The following is a 22,540-nucleotide window of genomic DNA, read 5'->3' on the forward strand; positions in this document are numbered from 1 at the left end:
CGGTTCGGGTGCCCCGGTCGGTCATGGCGACGCGGGGCACCTCGGTACGGGGTCGGTGTCCGGCTCAGGCGAGAACGTTCGCGGCGATCCATTCGTGCGCGAGTACGGACCAGACCTCGGTGTTCTGCCATGCGCCGCGGTAGAGGTGGTTCTGCCGGAGCACACCCTCGCGGGTCATGCCGAGTCGTTTGGCCACGTTGATGCTCGGCGTGTTCTGGTCGGACACCTGCCACTCGACGCGGTGGATGCCGCGCTCGCGGATCGCCCAGTCGATGATCACCCGCGATCCGCGGGTGGCCAGACCGTGTCCGGCGGCGGCCGGCTCCAGCCAGCAACCGGCCTCGCAGGTGCGGGCGATCGCGTCGAAGGTCCGGAAGAGCACGCCGCCGACGAGAAGGCCGTCCAGCCAGATGCCGTACAGCCGGCCGGTGTCCGTGACGGCCTTGTCGGCGTACGACTGGAGCCAGGCTCGCGCGCCGGCGAGGTCGGCGGTGGCGTCGGCCAGCCCGATGTGCCGGCCGACGAACTCCCGGCCGCGATCCATGTGGGCCAGGAACTCCTCGGCCCGCCACGGCTCCAGCGGGCGCAGCTCGGCACTGTCGCCCAGCGATATCGCGAACATCGTCGTCCTCCACGGTGGCCGTTCTCGATCACCGTGATCTTCGCACGAGGGCGCGGCCCGCCGCTCACCCCCGACCCGTCGCCTCGTACACCACCCGCCCGTCCACCACCGTCAGTTCCACCGGGACCTGCGGCAGCGCCTCGACCTCGACCCGCAGCGGGTCGGCGGCCAGTACGCACAGGTCGGCGACCTTGCCCGGTTCCAACGAGCCCTTCCACGACTCGGCGCCGTCCTGGCGGGCCGGGGTGACCGTGTACGCCCGCAACGCCTCGCGCACGGCGAGGCGTTGGTCGACGCCGCAGACCGAGCCGTCGACGCCGGCGCGGGTCACCGCCGCGACCACCCCGCGCCGCCAGTCCGGGGTCAGCACGGGGGAGTCCGAGCTGAGGCAGACGTCGACGCCCGCGTCGAGCGCGTCGCGGGTGGGACACATCCGGGCCAGGGTGTGCGCGGCGAGCGTGTCGTGCAGCAGGGGTCGGGTCGCCACCGCGATGCCGGGCTGGGTGTTCAGGCCGATGCCGGCCGCGGCCATCTCGGCGAGCGTCGCCGGCGGCAGCAGGTCGCCGTGGATGAGGTAGTGCCGGGCCGGCCGGGGGTCGTCGGCCTGCGCCGCGCCCAGGGCGGAGACCACGGCGGCGGAGGTGCGGTCGCCGGTGGAGTGCACGCCGATCTGGTGCCCGGCGGCATGCGCGGCGCGGATCATCCCGGTCAGTCGGCGCAGCCGCTGCGCGGCCGAGTCGCCGTCGATCAGCAGCGCGCCGTGCGTACCGTCGGGGTAGGGCTCGCACACCCAGGCGCTGCGCATCGGCGGGATGCCGTCCGCGAAGATCTTCACGCCGGCCACCCGGAACCAGCCCGGCACCTCGGCGGGGGCTGCGAATTCGCGCAGTCCGACGGTGAAGGCGTCGGCCGAGCCGGGGCCGTCCAGCTCGCCGAACAGGAGCAACGCGGTGACCCGGGCCGCGAGTTCGCCCTCGGCGGCCAGTTGCGCGTAGTCGGCGAGCGCGGCGGAGCCGAAGCAGCCCGTGTCGCCGTCGTCCTCGCCCGGGCCCAGGCCGGGTTCGGTGTAGCTGGTGACGCCGAGCGCGGCCAGCAGGTCGCGGGTGCGCAGGATGGCGGCGCGGCGGTCGGCCGAGGTGCGCAGCGCGGGCGCGGCCGGCGGCGCGGCGTCGGCCGCGCCCGCGGTGAGCGCGTCCATCAGCAGGTGCGGCCACATCGCGCCGAGCCAGACCCCGTGCAGGTGCGAGTCGTTGATGCCGGGCAGCACCGCGCGCCCGCGCAGCGGGATCTCCCGGGTGCCCGGTCCGATCAGCGGGGCGACCTCGTGGTCGTGGCCGACCCGGACGATCCGCCCGGCCCGCACCGCGATCGCCTGCGCGAGGTGGTCGCCCTCGTCGAAGACGTGTACCCGTCCGCCGGTCAGGACCAGGTCGGCGGGCGCGTCGCCGGCGGGGGCGGCCGGGCGGCGGGCGTTCCACGATTCGCGGTTGCGCACCTTAATTCCTCCTGGGATCTGGACAGGCCCTGCGAGAGCCCATACCGTACACGCAATCAGATACGATTTGCGAGTCGATTGGGAGGCATACGGTGCCCTTGCATCCGGAAGCCCAGCAGATCATCGAGCGCACTCGGATCGGCGAATCCGGCCCCGCCCCCCTCGCCCTCGACGCACAGGCCATGCGCGAGGGCTTCGCGCAGACCTGGACCATGCCGGCCGACCTGCCGACGGTCGGCGCCGTCGAGGACACCACGATTCCCGGGCCCGGCGGCGACATCCCGGTCCGGATCTACACCCCCGAGGGGGCCGGTCCCTTCCCCGCACTCGTCTGGTTCCACGGCGGCGGCTGGACCATCGGCTGTCTGGACGAGAACGAGTACGCCTGCCGCACCGTGTGCGCCGGCGCCGCGACGGTCGTGGTCTCGGTCGACTACCGGCTGGCCCCGGAGAACCCCTACCCGGCCGCCGCCGAGGACTGCTACGCCGTGGTGCGCGCGCTGCACGGAGACGGCACGCGCCGATGCGTGGACGGCGACCGGATCGCCGTCGGCGGGGAGAGCGCCGGCGGCAACCTGGCCGCCGTGGTCGCGCTGATGAGTCGGGACCTGGCCGGCCCGCCGATCGCGCTCCAGGTGCTGGTCTCGCCCGTGGTCGGCCATCCCGACGACGGGCGGCCCTCCTACCGGGACTTCGCCGACGGCTACTTCCTGTCCAAGGCGAGCATGGACTGGTTCTTCACCCAGTACCCGCGCGACGCCGCCGACCTGACCGACCCCTACCTGCTGCCGCTGCGCGCCGACGACCTTTCCGGCCTGCCGCCGGCGCTGGTGCTCGGTGCCGAATACGACGTGCTCCGCGACGAGGGCGAGGAGTACGCGCGGGCGCTGGCCGCGGCCGGCACCCCGGTCGAGGTGGTGCGCTTCGACGGGCTCATCCACGGCTTCTTCGGCCTGCTCGCCACCGACCTCACCGACGCACGGCGCGCGCACGACCTGGTGATCCGCGCGCTGCGGGACACGTTCGACGGGAGAGCGCGGTGAGCACCGTGAGCCCGGCCGGCACCGAACCCGTGTTGCGGCTGCGTGAGGTGGACATCGACCGGGACGAGATCCCCGTGGTGCGCGGGGTCTCGCTGGACGTGGCCCCCGGCGCGGTCACCGTGCTCCTGGGCGCCAACGGCGCGGGCAAGACCACCCTCATGGACGGCATCGCCGGCCTGGTGCGCACCACCGCCGGCACCATCGAACTCGCCGGCCGCCCGGTGCAGAAGCTGCCCGTGTACAAACGCGCCCGGGCCGGCGTCGGCTACGTCGAACAGGCCCGCACCACCTTCCGCACCCTCACCGTCGAACAGAACCTCCTGGTCGCCCGGGCCGGCGCGGGCGACCCGGAACAGGTCTACCGGCTCTTCCCCGAACTGGCCCGCCGGCGCACTCTCCAGGCCGGCCACCTCTCCGGCGGCGAACAGCAGATGCTCGTACTGGGCCGCGCCCTGGTCACCGACCCCAAGGTGGTCCTGGTCGACGAGATGTCGCTCGGCCTGGCTCCGCTGATCGTGCGCCGGCTGATGCGCGTGGTCGGCGAACTCGCCGCCGCCGGCCTGGCCGTACTGCTCATCGAGCAATTCGCCAACCTCGCCCTCGACGTCGGCAGCCACGCCTACGTACTGCGCAAGGGCCGCATCGTGCACGACGGACCCTGCGCCGACCTGCGCGGCCGGCACGAGCTACTGCACGAGTACTACTTCGGCTCGACCACCCCCGACCCGGGCAAGCCGGTGCCCGCCGACCCCGACCCACACCCGCTCGACACCCCGATCGGCGGTGGCACCCGATGAAGTCCCGGGCCGCGAAGACCCTTTCGGACCTGGTCGACCCGCGCCGCGCGGCGATCGGCGTCGCGCTCGCCGCCCTGGCCTGCGTCGCCGTCCCCGCGATCCTGTCGCCCTACTGGCTCTATCTCGCCATCACCAGCGTGATCGGCGCCGTCGTCATGCAGAGCTACGGCGTGATCGTCGGCCGCGCCGGCGTGATGTCCCTGTGCCAACTCTCCTTCGCCGCGATCGGCGCATGGGTGGTGATGCGGCTCAACCTCGCCGACGCCCCCGGCGGGCTGATCGTGTGGGTGGTCCTCGGCGGCCTCGCCGCCGCCCCGGTCGGCATGCTGATCGGCCTGCCCGCGCTGCGGGTACGCGGGGTCAACCTCGCGGTGATCACCTTCGGCGCCGCCGTCTCCACCGACATCGTGCTCGGCGCCAAGCAGTTCCCCGGCACCGAGGAACTGAAAACCGTGGCCCGACCCGCCGCCTTCAGCACCAACGCGAACTACTTCGTGCTCGTGGTGATCGTCTTCACCGTGATCGCGTTCGCCCTCGCCGCCCTCGACAAGACCCGACTCGGCCGATCCTGGCTGGAGTTGCGCCACTCGGAACGCATGGCCGCGTCGCACGGCATCTCGGTGGCCCGCAGCAAACTCGCCGCGTTCGCGATCAGCGCCTTCGTCGCCGGAGTCGGCGGCGGACTGATGGCCGGCCAACTCGGCCTGGTGGTGGCCGGCAACTTCGCCATGGGCCAATCCGTCACCCTGTTCGCCATCGCCATCCTCATCGGCCCGCACCACCCCGAAGGCGCGCTGATGAGTGGGGTGTTCGGGGCCGCCATGGCCACCATCCTGGAGAAGGTCCGACTGCCCCAGGACCTCGGCGGCATCGTCTTCGGCATCGTGCCGATCTTCGCGCTGCGCAGCGGAATGAGCCAGACCGACTTCACCCGCAACCGCAAACGCCTGGCCAAGGCCCGCAAACAACGCGACGCCACCCCGGCGGCCGACCGGGAACGGGCCGACGCGGGCCCGCCCACGGAGCGCACCGTCGGCGCTCCGGCCCGGACCATCGGCACCGGGCCCGCCCTCGAGGTCACCGGCCTGACCGTGCGCTACGGCCCGGTCACCGCCCTCGACGCGGTGGACCTCACCGTGCCCGCCGGCGCCGTGGTCGGCCTGATCGGCCCCAACGGCGCCGGCAAGTCCACCTTCATCTCCGCCGTCGGCGGCTTCCTCGGCACCCTCCCCGGCACGGTCCGCCTCGACGGCGTGCCGATCGACCGGCTCGCCCCGCAGGTGCGCGCCGCACGCGGCCTGCGCCGCACGTTCCAGACCACACTGATCGCACCCGAACTCACCCAGTACGAATACCTCGACATCGGCGCCGGCCGCCGCCTGGAGCGGGCAGAGGCCGACGAACTGCTCGAATTCTTCGGCTGTCCGGTCGGCGACCTGCCCGTCTCGATCGTCGACGCCGGCACCCGGCGCCTGCTCGACGTCGCCGCCGCGATCGCCGCCCGACCGGCGGTGGCCCTGCTCGACGAGCCCGCCGCCGGACAGTCGGCCGCCGAATCCCGGCGCCTGGCCGAACGATTGGCCCTGGTGCCCGAACGCTACGGCGTGTCCGTCCTGTTGGTCGAACACGACATGGAACTGGTGCGGGTCGCCTGCCGCGAAGTCACCGTCCTGGACTTCGGTCACGTGATCGCCACCGGACCCACCGAACAGGTCCTGCGCGACCCGGCGGTCACCGCCGCCTACCTCGGCAGCTCCGACACCCCCGACGGCGCGGTCCCCGCGACCGCGATCGTCACCCCGACCGGCTGAACCCCGACCGCCCGACCGTCCCCCGGGGCCGGCGCCCGCTCGCGCCGCCGACCCGGATCCCCCCGGCATGCCTTCGACCGGATCGACCCCGTGCCGATCCATCCCCCCACGAAGACAAGGACGTTCCCATGAAGCGTTCCCTCGTGCGCCGACCGGCCGCGGCCGTGCTCGCGCTCGCGTTCACCCTCGCCGCGACGGCCTGCGCCGCCGACGACGGCAACGACGGCGGCTCCACCAAAGGCGCCATCAAGGTCGGCTCGATCAACGGCATCACCGGGCTGTTCCAGACCCCCGAGGTCCCGCAGGCGGTCAAGGCCGTCTTCGACGAGGTCAACGCGGCCGGCGGGATCAACGGCCGCAAACTCGAACTGATCAGCAAAGACGACGCGATGAACCCGCAACGCTCCACCGAGAACGAGGTCGAACTCGTGCAGTCCAAGGGCGTGGTCGCCCTGGTCGGCTCCTCCAGCGCGGTCGACTGCGGGGTCAACCGCGCCGCGTACAAGACCGCGAAGATCGTCTCCATCCCGGCCGTCGGCGTCGACCCCGCGTGCTTCAACAGCCCCGACATCGCACCGGTCAACCCCGGCCCGTTCAAACTGCTCACCGCGATGCTCTACTACGCCTCCGAGACGCTGCACCACGACAAGGTCTGTCTCTACTACACGACCCTGCCCGGCAGCGGCGGCGGCATCAGCGACGCGATCAAGGAGTGGGAGACCCTCACCGGCAAACAACTCGCCGCCAAGGACACCGCCGTGGGCGAAGGCGACCCCACCCCGCACCTGATCGCCGCCAAGCAGGCCGGCTGCCAGGCCGTGCTCTACAACGCGCAGGTCGGCCCCTGGTTCGCTCAGGCGCAGACCCAGGGCATGCAAAACGTCGACTTCATCATGGGCGCGAACAGCTACACCGACGCCAACGCCAAGCTGGTGCCCTCCGGCATGCGGGCCTACGTCGGCACCGAATGGCAGCCGTACACCGACACCACCCTGCCGGGCAACGCGCGCTGGGCGGAACTGATGGACAAGCGCGGCATCCAGCGCACCGCGTTCAGCCAGGGCGCGGTGATGGCCGCCGACGTCTTCGTCCAGGTGCTCAAGGGCATGAAGGGCGACATCACCCGCAAGACGGTCACCGAGGCGTTCAAGAAGATGAGCCCGATCGACTACCCGATGGTCGGCTCCCCCTGGGTGTTCGGCCCCGACGACAAGCACAACCCGGTCCAGGGCAGCCGGTTCGTCAAGGCCGTCGACGGCAAGTGGCAGGTACTGCCCGAAGGCTTCATCGTGCCGGGCAAGAAGTAGCCCCGCGCGGATCGCCCGAGAACGAGGTGTCGACATGCTGAACTCTGTGATCGCGGGCCTGAGCAGCGGCGGCGGCTACGCCCTGCTGGGGCTGTGCGTGGTGTTGACCTACCGACTCGTCGCCGTGGTGAACTTCGCGATGGCCGCGGTCGGCGCGATGGGCGCCTTCACCATGGTGTCGCTGACCGACGACGGCCTGAACGTGTGGCCGGCGCTGTTCCTGGGCGTCGCGGTCAGCGCGGCGCTGTCCGGCGTGCTGGGCGCGGTGCTGATCCGCTGGTTCGGCGAGCACAACGAGCGCACCAAGGCCGCGGTGACGGTGGCCGTGTACGTCGCGGTGATGGCGGTGGGCCTGCGGCTGTTCGGCGCCACCTCCACCGGCGCGCGCCGCTTCCCCGCGCCCTTCGACGGGGCCGTGTTCCGGATCGGCGACGTGGTCGTGTCCTGGGCCGTGGTGGTCTCGCTCGCCTTCGCGGTGGCGATCACCGTCGGCGTCGAGGTGATGTTGCGCCGGACGCTGGTCGGGCTGCGCCTGCAGGCGCTGTCCGAGCGGCCCGGCACCGCCCAGGTGGTCGGCATCTCCGCGCCGCGCCTGGCCACCGCGGTGTGGGTGGCGATCGGCGCGCTGACCGCGCTGGTGATCATCCTGGTCGCGCCGCGCCTGGGCGGCGACTTCTCCACCCTGGGCAAGCTGATCGTCACCGCGCTCGCCGTCGCCATGGTCGGCGGGTTCCGCAATCTGCCGCTGACCCTGGGCGGCGGGCTGCTGCTCGGCTGCCTGGAGGGCGTCTCCGCCTCGTTGAGCGAGGTGCGCGAATACCGCGGCGTCATCCCCTTCCTGGTGATCCTGGTGCTGCTGTGGTGGCGCAGCCGGCACGAGGTGTGGGACACCGCGCACAGCCGATGAGCCGGACCCGATGCGCGCACAGTCGATGACACAAAGAACCGGAGAGCGTTGATGATCATGGGAACCCGGGCCGTCCCGGACGGCTCCACCCGCGCCGCGGTGTTGCGCGCGCACGAGGAACCGCTGACCCTGGAGGAGATCGGGCTGCCCGAACGTTGCGAGCCCGGCGCGGTGTTGGTCCGAATCGGCTGCGCCACGCTGTGTGCCACCGACGTGCACCTGTGGCGCGGCGCGATGAGCTTCCCGGGCATGTTGCCGATGGTGCTCGGCCACGAGATGACCGGCACCGTCGAGGCGGTGGGGGTGGGCGCCACCGACGCGCTCGGCCGGGTGTTGCGGGTGGGCGATCGCATCGGCTGGTCCGAGTCCACGTGCGGGACCTGCTACGCCTGTACGGTGCTGCGCCGGCCGGTGGGGTGCGTGGACCGGGGCTATGGCTTCCGCCAGCGCGCGGACCAATGGCCGTACGCCACGGCCGGGTTGGCCGAGTTCGCCTATGTCGGGCCGCGCGCGGAGAAGGTGGTGATCCCGGACGACGTGCCGGACGCCTGGGCCGCGTGCGCGGGATGCGCGGTCAAGACCGTGCTGCACGCGTTCGATCGGGCCGGCGGGGTGCGGCCCGGGGCGTCGGTGGTGGTACAGGGCGCCGGGGCGCTCGGCATCGTGGCCGGGGCGATGGCGCGGGCGAGCGGGGCCCGGACGGTGATCACGATCGGCGCGCCCGATGCCCGGCTCGACCTGGCCCGGGAGTTCGGCGCGGACCTGACCCTGGGCCTGTCGGTCGACGCGGCCGAGCGGCGCGAGGCGGTACAGGAGGCCACCGGGGGGCGTGGCGCGGACCTGGTGTTGGACCTGGCCGGGGCGCCGGGGGTGGGCGCGGAGGCGGTCGATCTGGCCGCGTTCGGCGGCACGTTCGTGATCGTCGGCAGTACCGGTCCCACCCCGGAGCGGTTGCCGCTCGGGACCGTGATGGGCAAGGAACTGAACGTCGTCGGCTCGCTCAACGGCGATGTCGGCGACTACCACCGGGCCGTCGAGTTCCTGCGCGACTTCCGTGACCGGTTCGCGTGGGATCGGCTGTTCGCCGCTCCGGTCGGGCTGTCGGGCGCGACCGACGCGCTCGCGGCGATGCATCGGCAGGAGCAGGTCAAGGCGGTCGTGCACCCCTGGCTGCCGTGACGTCCCGTATCGTCCCCGAGATCGATGGCCCGCGAGGACGTTCGCGGTGCCGAAAGGACCATTGCGATGGGTGAGACTTCGAAGGACTCGACGTCGGAGGCCGCGGCGTCGGAGGCCGGCGCGCGGAGTGCGGGCTCCGACGCGATCGTGCCGCGGCGTCGGTTGGGTGCGGACGGACCGCAGGTGCCGCTGTTGTCGTTGGGGTCGTGGCACACCTACGACCGGATGGACTTCCACGACGCGGTGGACCTGGTCACGCAGGCGGTGGAGTGGGGGGTCAACCTCTTCGACGTCGCGGTGTACGGGATCCCCGGGCAGCGACCGGTGTTCACCGACGTGTTGTTCTCGGCGATCGTGCGGGCGGCGGGACTGGCCCGTACGGACTACCAGTTGTCGACCAAGATCTGGTTGGAGGGGTATCCCGCGCAGTCGTTGCGCGAGCAGGTGGAGCGGGCGATGTTCCGGGCCGGGACGGACCATGCCGACCTGGCGATCCTGGGGGACATCCGGGATCCGGATCTGGATCTGGCCCGACTGGCGGGGGATCTGGCCGAGTTGGAGAAGAGCGGGCTGATCGGGCACTGGGGGGTGAACAACTGGTCGGCGACCGCGATTCGGACCATCGGGGGGCACGCGCTGGCCGCCGGGTCGCCGGGGCCGCAGGTGGCCCAGCTCAAGTACAGCCCGTGCCGACGCTCGATCGCGGACGGTGCGCCGTTCGCGGAACTGTTCGCGGCGGGGCTGTCGTTGCAGGCGTCCGATGTCCTGGAGGGCGGGATCCTGGCGGGCAGGGTGGCGCCGGCGCGGGAGATCGGACGGGATCCGGGCGGGGTGCGGGAGCGGATCATCGCCTCCGCGCCCGGGATCGCCGAGGTGGCGGCGGATCTGGGCGCGACGGCGGCGCAGGTGTGCGTGGCGTTCGCGCTGTCGCATCCGGCGACGGCGAGCGTGCTGTTCGGTGCGACGAGGGTGTCGCAACTGGCCGACAACATCGGGGGGTTGCGGCTGCTGGAGCAGGTCGGGGCGACGGCGTTGCGGGCGCGCCTCGTGCCGTTTTACGCGGACCGCGAGGTGGTGTCCCCGGAGGGGCCGTGAGCGTTCGGCCGACGTCGGGTGTCGGTTGACCTGGGTTGGCCTCAAGCGCCGGCCGGGCTGGAGGGGGAGCCCGGCCGGTGTTGGGTTTCGGTTGATTTGGTTGGCCTCAAGCGCCGGCCGGGCTGGAGGGGGAGTCCGGCCGGTGTTGGGTTTCGGTTGATTTGGGGTGGCCTCGAACGCCGGTTGGGCTGTGGAGGTCGGCTGACGTTTGGTGTCGGTTGACTCGAGTGGCCTCAAGCGCCGGCCGGGGTTTGGTGTTGGTGGGGTGGTTTTGTGTGGCGGAGGGGCTGTCGGGTCAGGTGCCGGAGGCTGCCGGGTCGATGGCGTCGGCGTCCACCCAGACGTCCGCCAGGGAGTCGCGGAGGGTGGTGCCGTGTTTGGTGACGAGGTCCAATGCCTTGAGGTTGTCCTGCCACTGGGACATGCGGCTGGCGCCGAAGAGGACCGTGGCGACCGCCGGGTGGGTGAGGCAGAAGGCGATGGCCAGTTGGGCGGGGGAGGCGTCGAACTCGGCGGCCGCGTGAGCGAGTTTCGGGTAGACCTCGCGGATGTGGTCGCGGAGGTTGCCGGGGTCGGCGCCGATCTTGCGCTGCGGATGCGGGTTGCCGGCCAGGATGCCGCCCTCCAGGACGTCGGACGCCTGCAACGCCATGCCGTCGGCGAAGAGTTCGGCGAACGGCGCGCCCTCGGCCACCGCCCGGCGCGCCGGGCTGTACTTGAGTTGGGCGAACGTCGGCGGGGTCAGCCCCTCGGCGGCGGCGAACCGGCGGGCGGTCCACACGTCGCGCGCGGACCAGTTGTTGACGCCCCACGCGGTGAACCGGCCCGCCGCGATCTGTTCGGCGACGTCGGCGACCACGGCCGGGATGGGCAGTTCGCCGAAGAAGTCGCCGACCACGACCAGGTCGGCGCGGTGTGTGCCGATCCGGTCCAGCGCGACGTCCAGTTGCTCGGCGAAGCCCTTCTTCGGGTATTCCCAGAGCCAGAGCTTGCCGCACAACAACCAGTCCTCGCGGGCCACGCCCGCCTCGCGGATCGCCTCCCCGAAGATCAGGTCCGTGCGGGCGTTCTCCGCGTGCGGGCCCATGTCGTAGTGCGCGACGTCGAACAACTCCACGCCGTGCTCCAGCGCGTCCAGGATCAGCGCGACGGCGTCGGCGGGACGCATCCGGTCCCACGTGTTCCACGAGCCCAGGCCCAGGACCGGTACGTCGGGGCCGTGCGCGCCGAGGCGACGACGGGGCACGGGGCTGCTGCCGGGGGAGCGCGTCACGAGTCCTCCACGAAGATGACATTGTTGATGGCATCGGTAATCATATAGCATTCCAGATACCAACTTCCTGCCCTCGAGGAGATCCGCATGCCAGTTCCCTCGGACGCCCGGGCCGCGGTCGATCCGGCCCCCATCGTCGACGTCGCGATCGGATACATGGCCGCCAAGCAGCTGTTCGCGGCCGGCGAGGCCGGACTGTTCGCGGCCCTGGCCGACGGCCCCGCGCCGCTCGACGAGATCGTCGCCCGCACCGGACTGCCCTCGCGGACCGCACTGATCCTGGCCGACACCATGGTGGGCCTGGGCCTGCTGGAGCGCGGCGACGCCGGCTACGCCAACTCGCCCGCCACCGCGCACCATCTTGCCGGGTCGGGGGAGGGCGTGGACCTGCGCCCGTTCCTGACCTTCCTCGACGGCGTCAGCTACCCGCACTGGCTCGGCTTCGGCGAGACCTCGCGCACCGCCCGCCCCGCCCCGCTGGACCTCGGCGGCGACCGGCTCGGCACCTTCCTCGGCGGCGTGATGACCTACAACGCGCTGCACGCGGCGATGCTGGTGCGGTGCTACGACTTCGGCGGCCACCGGCGGGTGCTGGACCTGGCCGGGCTGTCCGGCTCGTTCCTGGCCGAGGCGTTGCGCGCACACCCCGAGCTGACCGCGACGTTCATGTCCGACGGCGACCTCGTCGGGCACGCGGAGAACACCCTCGCCGCCGCCGGCGTCGAGGACCGGGTCGAGGTCGTCGGCGGCGATCCGCTGTCCGGCGAGGTGCCCACGGGTTTCGACCTGGTGCTGCTCGAACACGTGGTGCACCGCTTCGACACCGAGCACAATCGGCGGATCGTGGCGGCGGCGCGCAAGGCCGCCGAGCCCGGGGCCCGGCTGCTGCTGCTCGACTTCTTCCTGGAGCCGACCGGGACGCCGCGCCTGATCGACACGCTGCACGCCGGGGAGTACCTGGTCATCGACGGCACCACGGTGTATCCGCGGGCCGAGGTCGAGGAATGGCTCGTCGAGGCCGGCTGGCATCCGGTGGATGTGCTCGAACTGCCGGGCAGCCCCCGGGTGATCGTGGCGGAGGCCCGATGACCGCCCCGGACGCGCGGCCGGGCCGCGTGGTCGTGGTCACCGGCGGCGCGAGCGGGATCGGCGCGGCCGTCGCCCGGGCCTTCGCCGAGGGCGGCGACCGGGTCGTGATCGCCGACATCGACGCCGCCGCGGCCGACAAGGTGGCCGGGGAGATCGGCGGCACCGCGGTCGCGATGGACATCACCGACCCCGCGTCGGTGGCCGCGGCCCTGGATCGGGTGCTCGCGGAGGTGGGCCCGCTCGCGGTCCTGGTCAACAACGCCGGCCTGGTCGCCGGCGGCGGACTCCTGGTGGACCTGCCGATCGAGGTGTTCGACACCGTGGTGGCGGTCAACCTGCGCGGTACGTTCACCGTCACCGCGGCGGCGGCCCGCCGGATGATCGCCGAGGACACGGGCGGGGCGATCGTCAACATCAGCTCGATCGGCGCCCGGCAACCCACGGCGGGTCTCGGCCACTACGAGGCCACCAAGGCCGCGGTGGACGCGCTCACCCGCACCGGCGCGATCGAACTGGCCCCGCACCGCATCCGGGTCAACGGCGTGGCGCCCGGTCCGGTGCACACCCCGATGACGGCCGGCCTGATGGACGACCCGCAGGCCCGGCGGGCGTGGGAGTCCCGGATCCCGCTCGGCCGCATCGCGGTCCCCGAGGACGTCGCCCCGCTCGCGGTGTTCCTGGCCTCACCCGCCGCCGCGCACATCACCGGCACGATCGTCCAGGTCGACGGCGGCCAACTGCTGGTCTGAGCCCGGCCACGGCGACCGGTTACCGCCCCCGGTCGCCGTGCGGCCGGCCGCACGCGGGCGGACACGCCGCCCGGGTGCGGACGGCGGGCGCCCGTGCGCGGATAGACTCGCGCCTCATGCATACAGACCTGTCGTCCGCCGGCGCCTGGGCGCCGCCGCGCGATGTTCCGGGAGATCGCGCGGGAACCGGATCGTGGTAGAGACCTTCGCGAGGATCGTCGTCGTCGTTCCCACCTACAACGAGCGGGAGAACCTGCCCGTTCTGGTCGGCCTGCTCGCGGAGTCGGGCCTGCCGAACCTGCACGTGCTCGTGGTGGACGACAACTCGCCCGACGGGACCGGCGAGGTGGCGGACAAGCTCGCCACGGAGTCCTCGGGGTTCGTCGGGGTGTTGCACCGCAAGGAGAAGGACGGGCTGGGCCGCGCCTACGTCGCCGGGATCACCCGCGCGCTGGACGAGGGCGCCGACGTGGTGATCCAGATGGACGCCGACCTCTCGCACCCCGTCTCGGTGATCCCGACCATGCTCGACACGCTGCGCACCGGCGACGCCGCCGTGGTGATCGGCTCGCGGTACGTGCGCGGGGGCTCGACCGCCGCGGAGTGGGCCTGGTACCGCAAGCTCCTGTCGACGTGGGCGAACCACTACGTCAACGCCATCCTGCGGCTGGGCGTGAAGGACGCCACCGCCGGGTTCAAGGCGTGGCGGGCGTCGGCGCTGCGGGCGATCGACCTGCCGTCGATCCACAGCAACGGGTACTCGTTCCAGGTCGAGATGAACCACCGCACGGTCAAGCGCGGGCTGCGGATCGTCGAGGTGCCGATCCGCTTCGAGGAACGGGCCGAGGGCGCGTCAAAGATGAGCCTGGCCGTGCAGATCGAATCCGCCCTGACGCCATGGAAGTTGCGCTTCGGGCGCAAGGTCGGCTGACGGCGCGACCTCGCTCCGGCCGCGGCCGGCGTACCCGGGCCCCGGCCGAACCGGCCGGGGCTTTCGGCGCCCCGCGGCCGGTTCGACCGGGGCTTCGGCCCCCGCTACGGCGTCCCGGTCTTGGCCTGGTGCAGGGCCGCCGCGGTGGCGATCTTGTGGGCGCAGGCCGCGCGTTCGATCTCCCCGGGGTCGGCGCCGGCTCCGATCAGGTCGAGCAGGTGCTCGTGTTCGCGCACCGAGGTGCGGGCCCGGCCGGGGACGTAGGTGAACGTCGAGCGGCGCATGTGGTCCAGGCGGGCCCACTCGGATTCGAGCAGCGCGTTCAGGTGCCGATCGGGGCAATGCGCGTAGAGCGAGAAATGGAACCTTCGGTTGAGCGCGGTGAACGCGGTCGGGTCGAAATCGGCCAGCGCCTCGATCATCCGGTCGTTGATCGCCCTCGCCTCGGCGATGTTCTCGGGGCTCATCAGCGGCGCCGAGATCGCCGTCGCGTAGCCCTCGAGGCGGGCCAGCACGTTGAGCGAGTGCTCGACCTGCGAGCGGTCGAACACGGCCACTCGGGCGCCGACGTTGCGGACGATCTCCACCAGGCCGTCGGACTGGAGCCGGCGCACCGCCTCGCGCAGCGGGATGGTGCTCACTCCCGCCTCGCGGGCGAGCTGGTCGAACACCAGCCGGTACCCGGGGCCGTAGGTGCCGTCCAGGATCCGGCCGCGCAGCAGCTCGTAACACATCTCCGACTTGGACGACTTCGACGCCTTGCTCGCGGCGGTTGCCTTTGCGGGGCTCAACTACGGTCTCCTCAGTCTCGACCGGACACGGTCGCGGGCCGGGACACGGTGTCCCGGCCCGGTGTCCTCCGGTGCGGCGCGGTATGCGGCGGGTGGGTCAGCGGCCGACGACCGACACGGCCAAACCCTGGAACTCGGGGTTGACCAGGACGCCGTGGTGGTCGCCGGCCACCACGACCATGCGTGATCCGGCGGCCGCGGCGACCAGCGCGTCGATGTCCCGCGTCATCGGGTCGTCGGTGCCGACCACGAACCACGGCGGGGTGCGGCCGGCCCACGGCGTGGGCTCGAACGGTGTGCTTCGCAGGCCCTCGACACACGTGACCAGCCCGTCGGCGCGGTCGCCCTCGGCGCGGATCACACCCGCGATCATCCCGGTGAGCGGATCGGCGGCGGTCGCCTCGCCGCGTACGACCCGGCGCAGCTCCGCGACGTCCACGGCGGCGAACGGCTCGATCGGGCTCATGCCGCCGAACGCCACGCGGCCCACCCGCTCCGGCGCGCGTTCGGCCAATGCCCAGACCAGCCGGGCGCCGAGGGAGTAGGCGATGATGTCGACCCGGTCCGCGCCGTACGCGTCGAGCACGGCGAGCAGATCGTCGACGGTGGTGTTCGCGTCCGCCTCCTCGCCGCTCGTCGGGGCCGGACTCGCGCCGTGTCCGCGCAGGTCCGGCGCGATGACGGTGCGGCCGGCGTCGATCAGTGCCGTCACCATGCCCGTCTCCAACCAGGAGCGGCGGGCGTCGGAACAGAATCCGTGCACGAGCAGCACCGGGGGTTGCTCGGACTCCCCGACGTCTTCGGAGGGACCGACGCTCGGATAGGTGGTGACGGCGAGGGGCTGCCGTGTGCGCATCCTACTTCTCCACTCGACTATTTCGGATACGATTTCGGATCTTACACCAGGGATGGATGCTCACGGTGGGGACCCCACCTGCGATGATGTGTCGCGCGCGAACGAGAAGCCGTCGGCGCCGACCGTCACCTCCGCCTCGTGGTTCTCCTCCCGAGCGAACACCGGCTGCGGTTTCCCGGCCAGGTCCAGCACGGTGGACGCCTCCGCGTACCAGGACGGCACCACCGGATTGCCCCACCAGTCGCGCCGCTGGTTGTCCCGCACGTCCCAGGACAGCACCGGGTGGTCGGGGTCCCCGGTGTAGTAGTCGGTGGTGTAGATCTCCACGCGGTGCAGGTCCGGATCACGCACGTACACGTAGAACGCGTTGGACACCCCGTGCCGCCCCGGACCACGCTCGATGTGCGCCGACCGGCGCCGGGCGCCCAGCAGATCGCATACATGCAGCACCTGGCCGCGTTCGTGGGTGCTGAACGCGATGTGGTGCAGCCGTGGACCGTCGCCTCCGGTCAGCGCGATGTCGTGCACCGTGTCCTTGCGGTGCAGCCAGGACGCGTACAACGTGTCGTCCGCGCCCCGGATGTCCTCGGTTACCCGAAAGCCCAGGTCGCGGTAGTAGCGCTCGGCCCGTGCCACGTCCGGCACCACGATGTTGAAGTGGTCGAGCCGGGCGATCGCGCCCGCGCCGTGCAGGTCGTAGCTCTGGTGCAGGCGCGGCACATGCTCGGCCGCGTAGAAGAACTCCAGCGGGAACCCCAGCGGGTCCAGCACCCGAACCGCCGGGCCGATCCCCCGGGTGGCGCCCGCCGCGCGGCGCTCCACGGGTACGCCCAGGGCCCGGTAATAGCGCTCGGCCGCGTCGACCTCCCCGGGCGAGCGCACCCGGTACGCGAGCGCGGCCAGTGCCGGGCTCTCGCCGCGGCGCAGCACCAGCGAGTGGTGCAGGTACTCCTCGAAGGCGCGCAGGTACACCGCGTCCTCGTCCTCGTGGGTGACCACCAGGCCGAGCAGGTCGACGTAGAACTCCCGGGACGCGGCGGGGTCGGTGACGACAAGCTCGGCGTAGGCGGCCCGGACGATGTCGGGCGGGGGTATCGCCCCCGGCTCGGGCACGGGGGCGGGGGTGCCGGGGCGGACGGCGGGCACCGGGGACGGGGGCGGAACGGCGGGAGTGGGCATCGGGCTCTCCTCCTGTTCGACGCGCTGTTCGGTTCGAGAGGTGGTGCGGCGACCGGTGTCCGGAAGTGTTGCGGAACCGGTTTCGAGAGCTGTGCGGAACCTAGCAAGCGAGCGACCTGCGCGGATACGGCCGACGACGAACCGCCGGCCGGATCGCGTGAGGTTCCCCGATCGTCACGCGGCGCCGAACCGGGCGGTGTGCAGCGGCGCCATGGCCACATGTACCGCCTGCTGCGTGGTGTAGAAGTCGATCGAGCGATGGCCGCCCTCGTGGCCCAGGCCGGAGGCCTTGATCCCGCCGAAGGGGGTGCGCAGGTCCCGCACGTTGTGCGAGTTGATCCACACCATTCCGGACTCGACCCGGTGTGCCACCCGGTGGGCGCGGCGGATGTCGTTGGTCCACACGTAACCGGCCAGGCCGTAGTCGACCGCGTTGGCCAGCTCCACCGCGTGCGCCTCGTCGTCGAACGGGGTCAGCGCCACGACGGGGCCGAAGATCTCCTCCCGGAAGATCCTGGCATCGGCCGGCACGTCGCGAAACACCGTGGGCGCGAGGTAGTTGCCCGTCGGCAGATGTGCCGGGCGAGCGCCGCCGGCGACCAGGCGCGCCTCGGTGCGACCCACCTCGACATACGCCAACACCCGTTCGTAGTGCTCCGGATGCACCAGCGCGCCGACCTCGGTGGCCGGATCCGCCGGAGGGCCGACCACGATCCGCTCGGCCCGCGCGGCGAAGCGCTCGACGAACTCCTCGTACACCCCGCGCTCGACCAGGATCCGCGAACCCGCCGTGCAGCGTTCGCCGTTGAGCGAGAACACGCCGAACAGCGCGGCGTCGATCGCGTCGTCCAGGTCGGCGTCGGCGAAGACGATCACCGGTGACTTGCCGCCCAGTTCCATCGACAACCCTTTCAGGTGTCGGGCGGCGGCGGCGAAGATGGTGCGCCCGGTGGTGGTCTCCCCGGTGAACGAGATCAGCGGCACGTCGGGGTGCTCGACCAGCGCCGCGCCCGCCTCCTCGCCGATCCCGCCGACCAGGTTGAACACACCTCGGGGCAGGCCCGCCTCGGTGACGATGTCGGCCCACAACGACGCGGACAGCGGGGTGAATTCGGCGGGCTTGAGTACCACGGTGCAGCCGGCCGCCAGGGCCGGCGCCAGCTTCCACGACTCCAGCATGAACGGCGTGTTCCACGGCGTGATCAGTCCGGCGACGCCGACCGGTCGGCGGTGCACGTAGTTGAGCTGGCGGCCCGGCACCTGATACGCCTCGTCGGTCTGACCGACGATCAGATCCGCGAAGAAGCGGAAGTTCTCGGCGGCGCGCCGCGCCTGGCCGAGCGCCTGGGTGATCGGCAGGCCGGTGTCGAAGGTCTCCAGTTCGGCCAGCCGCGCATCGCGTCGCTCGACCTCGTCGGCGATGCGATTGAGCACCACGGCCCGTTCCCCGGCGGGCAGTCGCGGCCACGGTCCGGTGGTGAACGCGCGCCGGGCGGCGGCCACCGCGGCGGCCACGTCGGCGGCCTTGCCCGCGGCGGCGGTGGCGTAGGGAAGGTTCGACGCCGGGGCGCAGACCTCGAACGTGGCGCCGTCCAGGGAGTCGACGTGCCGGCCGTCGATGAAGTGACGCAGCCGGGTGGGCAGCCCGGCGGGCACCTCGGCGGGCTCGACGGGCGTCGTCGTGGTGGTGCTCATGCGGACTCTCCAAGGGCGGGGTCGGTCAGCAGGTCGAACCGGCTCTGCGCGAGGGCGGATACGGTGGTTCGGCCGGATTCGGACAGCGGCAGCAGCGGGGGGCGCACCAGGTCGGAGCCGAGCAGGCCGCGCCGGTGCATCAGCCACTTCGCCGGCGCCGGGTTGGTCTCCACGAACAGCAGGTCCACCAAAGGCTGTACGGCGTAGTGCAGTTCGCGGGCCCGACCGAGGTCGCCCTGCTGATACGCCTCGTACATCTCGGCCACCGCGGCGGGCGCGATGTTGGCGAGCGCGGAGACGAAGCCCGCGCCGCCGAGGGTCAGCACGGGCAGGCACAGGAGTTCGATGCCGGACCAGACCAGGAGTTCGGGGCCGGCCGCCTCCATCACCCGGGAGAAGTGCTCGAAGTCCCTGGTGGTCTCCTTGATACCGACGATGTTCTCGTGCGCGCGGAAGAGCCGGGCCACGGTCTGCGGATCGATGTCCACCGCCGTGCGGCTCGGCACGTTGTAGATCACCACCGGCAGGTCGGGGTATTCGCGGGCGACGGTGGAGTACCAGGAGAACAGCGCGTCCTGGGTGGGGCGCGCGTAGTAGGGCGTGATCACCAGCACCGCGTCGGCGCCCGCGTCCCGGGCGATGCCGGTCAACTCGAGCGTCTCCTCCAGTTTGGCCGACCCGGTGCCCGGCAAAAACGGGGCCCGGTCGCCCAGTTCGTCGGCGACCACCCGGATCGCCTCGGCCCGCTCGGCCAGGGTCTGCGCGGACGGTTCGCCGGTCGAGCCGCCGAGCGAGATCCCGTGCGAGCCGGCCGCGAGCTGCCAGCGCACCAGACGGCGCAGCGTGGCGGTGTCGAGCGCGCCGTCGGCGGTGAAGGGGGTGACCAGCGGCGCGATCGAGCCGCGGATCAGGGACGGGTCGGCGCGGTACTTCATCGGTACTCCTCGCGGGTGATGGGCGAAGCCGGGTCGTGGGTGGGCGGCAGCGCGGCCCGCCAGGCGCGGTAGGCGGGCTCCCAGTCGGGGCCGATGGGGTACAGGCCGGCCAACGCGGCGCCCCGGGCGACCTGTTCGGTGATGAAGCGCTCGCGCGCCTCCTGCTCCTCGGCGGCGGCCAGGACCTCCGTCACCAGGGCGGGCGGGATCACCACGGCGCCGTCGTCGTCGGCGACCACGACGTCGCCGACCTGTACGGTGGCGCCGCCGCAGGAGACGGTGACGTCGACGTCCCAGGGCACGTGCCGACGGCCGAGCACGGCGGGGTGGGCGGCGGCGGCCAGTACGGGCAGGCCCAGGGCGGCGACGGCGGCGCTGTCGCGGACCGCGCCGTCGGTGACGATCCCGGCGGCGCCGAGCGTGCGGGCGCGCAGGGCCAGGATGTCGCCGAGGGTGCCGGCGGTGTCCACGCCGCGCGCCTCCATCACCAGGACCTGACCGGGTTCGAGGTTGTCTACGGCACGCTTTTGCGCGGTGTGGCCGTTGCCGTGGGCGGCGAACAGGTCCTTGCGGAACGGGATATAGCGCAGGGTGCGGGCGGTGCCGACCAGGCGGGTGCCCGGGGTGAGCGGACGCACGCCGTCGATGGAGACGGTGTCGAAGCCGCGGGCACGCAACTGCACGCTGAGCGTGGCCACCGCGACCCGACCGAGCCGGGTGCGCAGGTCGTCGGTCAGCGCGAGGTCGGGCGCGGTGCCGTGGGCGTCGGCGCGGGTGGCCGGGTCGACGCGCGGCGGGGCGCCCCAGCCGGCGAGCGCGGGGCCGGCGACCACGTCGGTGCGCAGCGGGCCGGTGCACCGGGTCGGGTCGTCGAGGCTGTCCACCTCGACCTCGACGCGTTGGCCGATTTCGGCCACGCCGGCGCCGGCCGGGGTGCCGGTCAGGATCACGTCGCCCACCTCCAGGGTGAGCAGCCGGGACAGGTCCGCGATCAGGTGGGCGAAGTCGAAGAGCAGGGTCGCGGTGGTGTCCTCCTGGACCAACTCGCCGTCCAGCCAGGTGCGTACCCGCAGCGCTTCGGGACGCAGCTCGGCCGCGGGCAGCAGGGTGGGCCCCAGCGGGGTGAAGCCGTCGCCGCCCTTGGAACGCACGTTGGCGCCTTTGTCCGCGTGCCGCAGGTCGTACAGACCGAGGTCGTTGGCGGCGGTGACCCAGCCGATGTGCGCCCAGGCATCGGCCGGCGCCACCCGATGCGCGGCGCGGCCGACGACCAGGGCGATCTCGCCCTCGAAGCCCAGCAGCTCGACGCCCGCCGGGCGCTCGACGCGGCCGGATCCGGTGAGCGAGCTGCCGGGTTTGAGGAAGTAGGAGGCGTGCTCGGGGACACGGCCGCGTTGGCGGGCGCGGGAGGGGTAGTTCAGGTGTACGGCCAGCACCTTGCCGGGCCGCCGTCCCGTCGATGCGGTCACCGCGTCCTGCGTCACTCGCCACCGCCCTTCGTGCCTGGTACCGCCCGCCGGATCGGCGATGCCATCTCGGAACGTATATGATTCCGGATAGAATAATAGAGGTGATCTCGGTTCCACTGTCAACCACCCGGAGGGGCACGCTTGTTCGGGCGGGATGGGCGGGGGCGGCGCGGGCACGACGAGGACCCGGCCCCGGTCCCGGTCCGGGTTCAGGTGCCGGCGGGGTTCGGACGAGGGCATGGAATCGGCCATACCCGGGCCGGGCGCACGCCGGGGTGCGCCGGACGCGGATGAGCGCGCTCCCACGGCGTGCGTCGGCCGGCTATCCTTCGGTGTCGGCGTGTTCGGGCTTGTGCGGCACCGGTGCCGGGGCGGAAAGTGGTGCGAGTGGGTGCCGGCTCCCCCCGTGGCCGGGCCCGCCGCGGCCCGGCGTCCGGCCCCCCGTCCGCCCGCCGGGCCGCCCCCATCGGCCCCGCGAGGCCGGCCGTGCGGGGCAGTCGCGACGTGGTCGCCCGCTCAGGGCAGGATCGAGCGGGCCACGCGGAATCCCACATCGTCGACGCGGTAGCTCGGATGGCTGCGCCGACGGGCGCCGGCGCGCAGGCTCCAGTGTTCGTCGAACCAGCCGCCACCGCGCAACACCCGGTACTCGCCGTAGACTTCGGCGTCGTACACGTCCCAACACCAGTCCCAGACGTTGCCGAGCATGTCGTGCAGGCCCCACGGATTGGGCTGCTTGCCGCCCACGTCGTGGATACGCTCCGCCGAGTTGGCGCGATACCAGGCGATGTCGTCGAGCGGGCCGTGATGCGGGCCGGTGGTTCCGGCGCGGCAGGCGTACTCCCACTCGGCCTCGGTGGGCAGTCGGTAGCCGTCGGTCGAGGCGTCCCAGGCGACCCGCTCCCCGCCCGCCGCGAGGTGGTACGCCGGGGTGAGGCCCTCGTATGTGGACAGCGCGTTGCAAAAGCGCACCGCGTCGTACCAGGACACGCCCTCGACCGGTAGCCGGTCCCCGAAGGCGGCACTCGGGCGCTCGCCGGTGACCCGCGCGTACCGCGCCTGGGTGACCGGGAACACCGCCATCCGAAACGGCGCGACATCGACCGACCAGCTGCGTCGCGTGCGCCGATCGGACAGGGTGACCCGTCCGGCGGGGAGGGGGACCATCGCGTCGTCCGCAGTCGCGTCCATGATCCGAAACCTAGTGGTGACCGGCTCGCGTGCCGTCACGGGGCGGATCGCTCCGGGCCTCGTTCGTTCGGCAGTGCGAGGTGCGGAGGCATGCGAGGCGAACAAACGTCCGGGTTCGAAGTCGGC

The 22,540-nt window shown here is 72.4% G+C and carries 20 protein-coding genes; 10 read left to right on the top strand and 10 right to left on the bottom strand.

Annotation, left to right across the window (positions count from 1 at the left end; translation table 11 throughout):
• Positions 1 to 64 precede the first annotated feature (64 nt).
• Positions 65 to 622 carry a GNAT family N-acetyltransferase gene (locus tag ACFRCG_RS22875; protein ID WP_380034162.1) on the bottom strand — a complete coding sequence of 186 codons (558 nt, stop codon included), beginning with the start codon at positions 620 to 622 and terminating at the stop codon, positions 65 to 67.
• Between the two features lie 64 nt (positions 623 to 686).
• Positions 687 to 2,117: an amidohydrolase gene (locus tag ACFRCG_RS22880; RefSeq protein WP_380034164.1), complete on the bottom strand. Its 1,431-nt coding sequence runs from the start codon at positions 2,115 to 2,117 to the stop codon at positions 687 to 689.
• A gap of 92 nt (positions 2,118 to 2,209) precedes the next feature.
• On the opposite strand from ACFRCG_RS22880, the gene ACFRCG_RS22885 reads away from it, so the two are divergent.
• The 7 genes from ACFRCG_RS22885 to ACFRCG_RS22915 all read left to right on the top strand — a co-directional run bounded on the left by ACFRCG_RS22885 (position 2,210) and on the right by ACFRCG_RS22915 (position 10,256).
• Positions 2,210 to 3,160, top strand: a complete 951-nt coding sequence (locus ACFRCG_RS22885) for an alpha/beta hydrolase (protein WP_380034166.1) — start codon at positions 2,210 to 2,212, stop codon at positions 3,158 to 3,160.
• On the top strand, positions 3,157 to 3,957 hold the full coding sequence (locus tag ACFRCG_RS22890) for an ABC transporter ATP-binding protein (protein WP_380034168.1): 801 nt from the start codon (positions 3,157 to 3,159) through the stop codon (positions 3,955 to 3,957). The genes ACFRCG_RS22885 and ACFRCG_RS22890 overlap by 4 nt, the downstream gene beginning before the upstream one ends.
• Entirely contained in the window at positions 3,954 to 5,768 is a 1,815-nt protein-coding gene (locus ACFRCG_RS22895) for an ATP-binding cassette domain-containing protein (RefSeq protein ID WP_380034169.1), read from the top strand. Before ACFRCG_RS22890 ends, ACFRCG_RS22895 begins: the two co-directional genes overlap by 4 nt.
• A 128-nt stretch (positions 5,769 to 5,896) precedes the next feature.
• A complete protein-coding gene (locus tag ACFRCG_RS22900) occupies positions 5,897 to 7,075 on the top strand; it encodes an ABC transporter substrate-binding protein (protein WP_380002563.1) in 1,179 nt (392 codons plus the stop codon).
• 34 nt (positions 7,076 to 7,109) lie between these two features.
• Complete coding sequence (locus tag ACFRCG_RS22905) at positions 7,110 to 7,982, top strand: branched-chain amino acid ABC transporter permease (protein WP_380034171.1); 873 nt, start codon at positions 7,110 to 7,112, stop codon at positions 7,980 to 7,982.
• 51 nt (positions 7,983 to 8,033) lie between these two features.
• Positions 8,034 to 9,161, top strand: a complete 1,128-nt coding sequence (locus ACFRCG_RS22910) for a zinc-binding dehydrogenase (RefSeq protein ID WP_380034173.1) — start codon at positions 8,034 to 8,036, stop codon at positions 9,159 to 9,161.
• A gap of 66 nt (positions 9,162 to 9,227) precedes the next feature.
• A complete protein-coding gene (locus tag ACFRCG_RS22915) occupies positions 9,228 to 10,256 on the top strand; it encodes an aldo/keto reductase (RefSeq protein WP_380034175.1) in 1,029 nt (342 codons plus the stop codon).
• 295 nt (positions 10,257 to 10,551) lie between these two features.
• On the opposite strand, the gene ACFRCG_RS22920 is transcribed toward ACFRCG_RS22915, so the two are convergent.
• A complete protein-coding gene (locus ACFRCG_RS22920) occupies positions 10,552 to 11,529 on the bottom strand; it encodes an aldo/keto reductase (RefSeq protein ID WP_380034176.1) in 978 nt (325 codons plus the stop codon).
• Between the two features lie 87 nt (positions 11,530 to 11,616).
• Here ACFRCG_RS22920 and ACFRCG_RS22925 point away from each other — a divergent pair, with 87 nt between their 5' ends.
• The 3 genes from ACFRCG_RS22925 to ACFRCG_RS22935 all read left to right on the top strand — a co-directional run bounded on the left by ACFRCG_RS22925 (position 11,617) and on the right by ACFRCG_RS22935 (position 14,298).
• On the top strand, positions 11,617 to 12,618 hold the full coding sequence (locus tag ACFRCG_RS22925; protein ID WP_380034178.1) for a methyltransferase: 1,002 nt from the start codon (positions 11,617 to 11,619) through the stop codon (positions 12,616 to 12,618).
• Entirely contained in the window at positions 12,615 to 13,367 is a 753-nt protein-coding gene (locus ACFRCG_RS22930; RefSeq protein WP_380034180.1) for an SDR family NAD(P)-dependent oxidoreductase, read from the top strand. The genes ACFRCG_RS22925 and ACFRCG_RS22930 overlap by 4 nt, the downstream gene beginning before the upstream one ends.
• Before the next feature lie 193 nt (positions 13,368 to 13,560).
• Positions 13,561 to 14,298 (top strand): polyprenol monophosphomannose synthase, encoded by a 738-nt coding sequence (locus ACFRCG_RS22935; RefSeq protein WP_380034182.1) that lies wholly within the window; start codon positions 13,561 to 13,563, stop codon positions 14,296 to 14,298.
• 104 nt (positions 14,299 to 14,402) lie between these two features.
• Here the strand turns inward: ACFRCG_RS22935 and ACFRCG_RS22940 are convergent, their stop codons facing one another.
• The 7 genes from ACFRCG_RS22940 to ACFRCG_RS22970 form a co-directional block, all read right to left on the bottom strand.
• Positions 14,403 to 15,089 carry a GntR family transcriptional regulator gene (locus ACFRCG_RS22940; RefSeq protein ID WP_235619224.1) on the bottom strand — a complete coding sequence of 229 codons (687 nt, stop codon included), beginning with the start codon at positions 15,087 to 15,089 and terminating at the stop codon, positions 14,403 to 14,405.
• 97 nt (positions 15,090 to 15,186) lie between these two features.
• On the bottom strand, positions 15,187 to 15,945 hold the full coding sequence (locus ACFRCG_RS22945) for an alpha/beta fold hydrolase (RefSeq protein WP_380034185.1): 759 nt from the start codon (positions 15,943 to 15,945) through the stop codon (positions 15,187 to 15,189).
• A gap of 60 nt (positions 15,946 to 16,005) precedes the next feature.
• The gene (gene hpaD, locus ACFRCG_RS22950) at positions 16,006 to 17,124 is read right to left on the bottom strand and encodes a 3,4-dihydroxyphenylacetate 2,3-dioxygenase (RefSeq protein ID WP_380034187.1); all 1,119 of its coding nucleotides are present in this window, start codon (positions 17,122 to 17,124) and stop codon (positions 16,006 to 16,008) included.
• 174 nt (positions 17,125 to 17,298) lie between these two features.
• Positions 17,299 to 18,819 carry a 5-carboxymethyl-2-hydroxymuconate semialdehyde dehydrogenase gene (gene hpaE, locus ACFRCG_RS22955; protein WP_380034189.1) on the bottom strand — a complete coding sequence of 507 codons (1,521 nt, stop codon included), beginning with the start codon at positions 18,817 to 18,819 and terminating at the stop codon, positions 17,299 to 17,301.
• Complete coding sequence (gene dapA, locus ACFRCG_RS22960; RefSeq protein ID WP_380034191.1) at positions 18,816 to 19,754, bottom strand: 4-hydroxy-tetrahydrodipicolinate synthase; 939 nt, start codon at positions 19,752 to 19,754, stop codon at positions 18,816 to 18,818. Before dapA ends, hpaE begins: the two co-directional genes overlap by 4 nt.
• Positions 19,751 to 21,223 (bottom strand): fumarylacetoacetate hydrolase family protein, encoded by a 1,473-nt coding sequence (locus ACFRCG_RS22965; RefSeq protein WP_380034193.1) that lies wholly within the window; start codon positions 21,221 to 21,223, stop codon positions 19,751 to 19,753. The genes dapA and ACFRCG_RS22965 overlap by 4 nt, the downstream gene beginning before the upstream one ends.
• A 516-nt stretch (positions 21,224 to 21,739) precedes the next feature.
• Complete coding sequence (locus ACFRCG_RS22970) at positions 21,740 to 22,414, bottom strand: formylglycine-generating enzyme family protein (protein ID WP_380034195.1); 675 nt, start codon at positions 22,412 to 22,414, stop codon at positions 21,740 to 21,742.
• Between the last annotated feature and the right edge of the window lie 126 nt (positions 22,415 to 22,540).

Origin of the sequence: Embleya sp. NPDC056575, from assembly GCF_042793325.1 — a bacterium.
Lineage (GTDB): Bacteria > Actinomycetota > Actinomycetes > Streptomycetales > Streptomycetaceae > Embleya.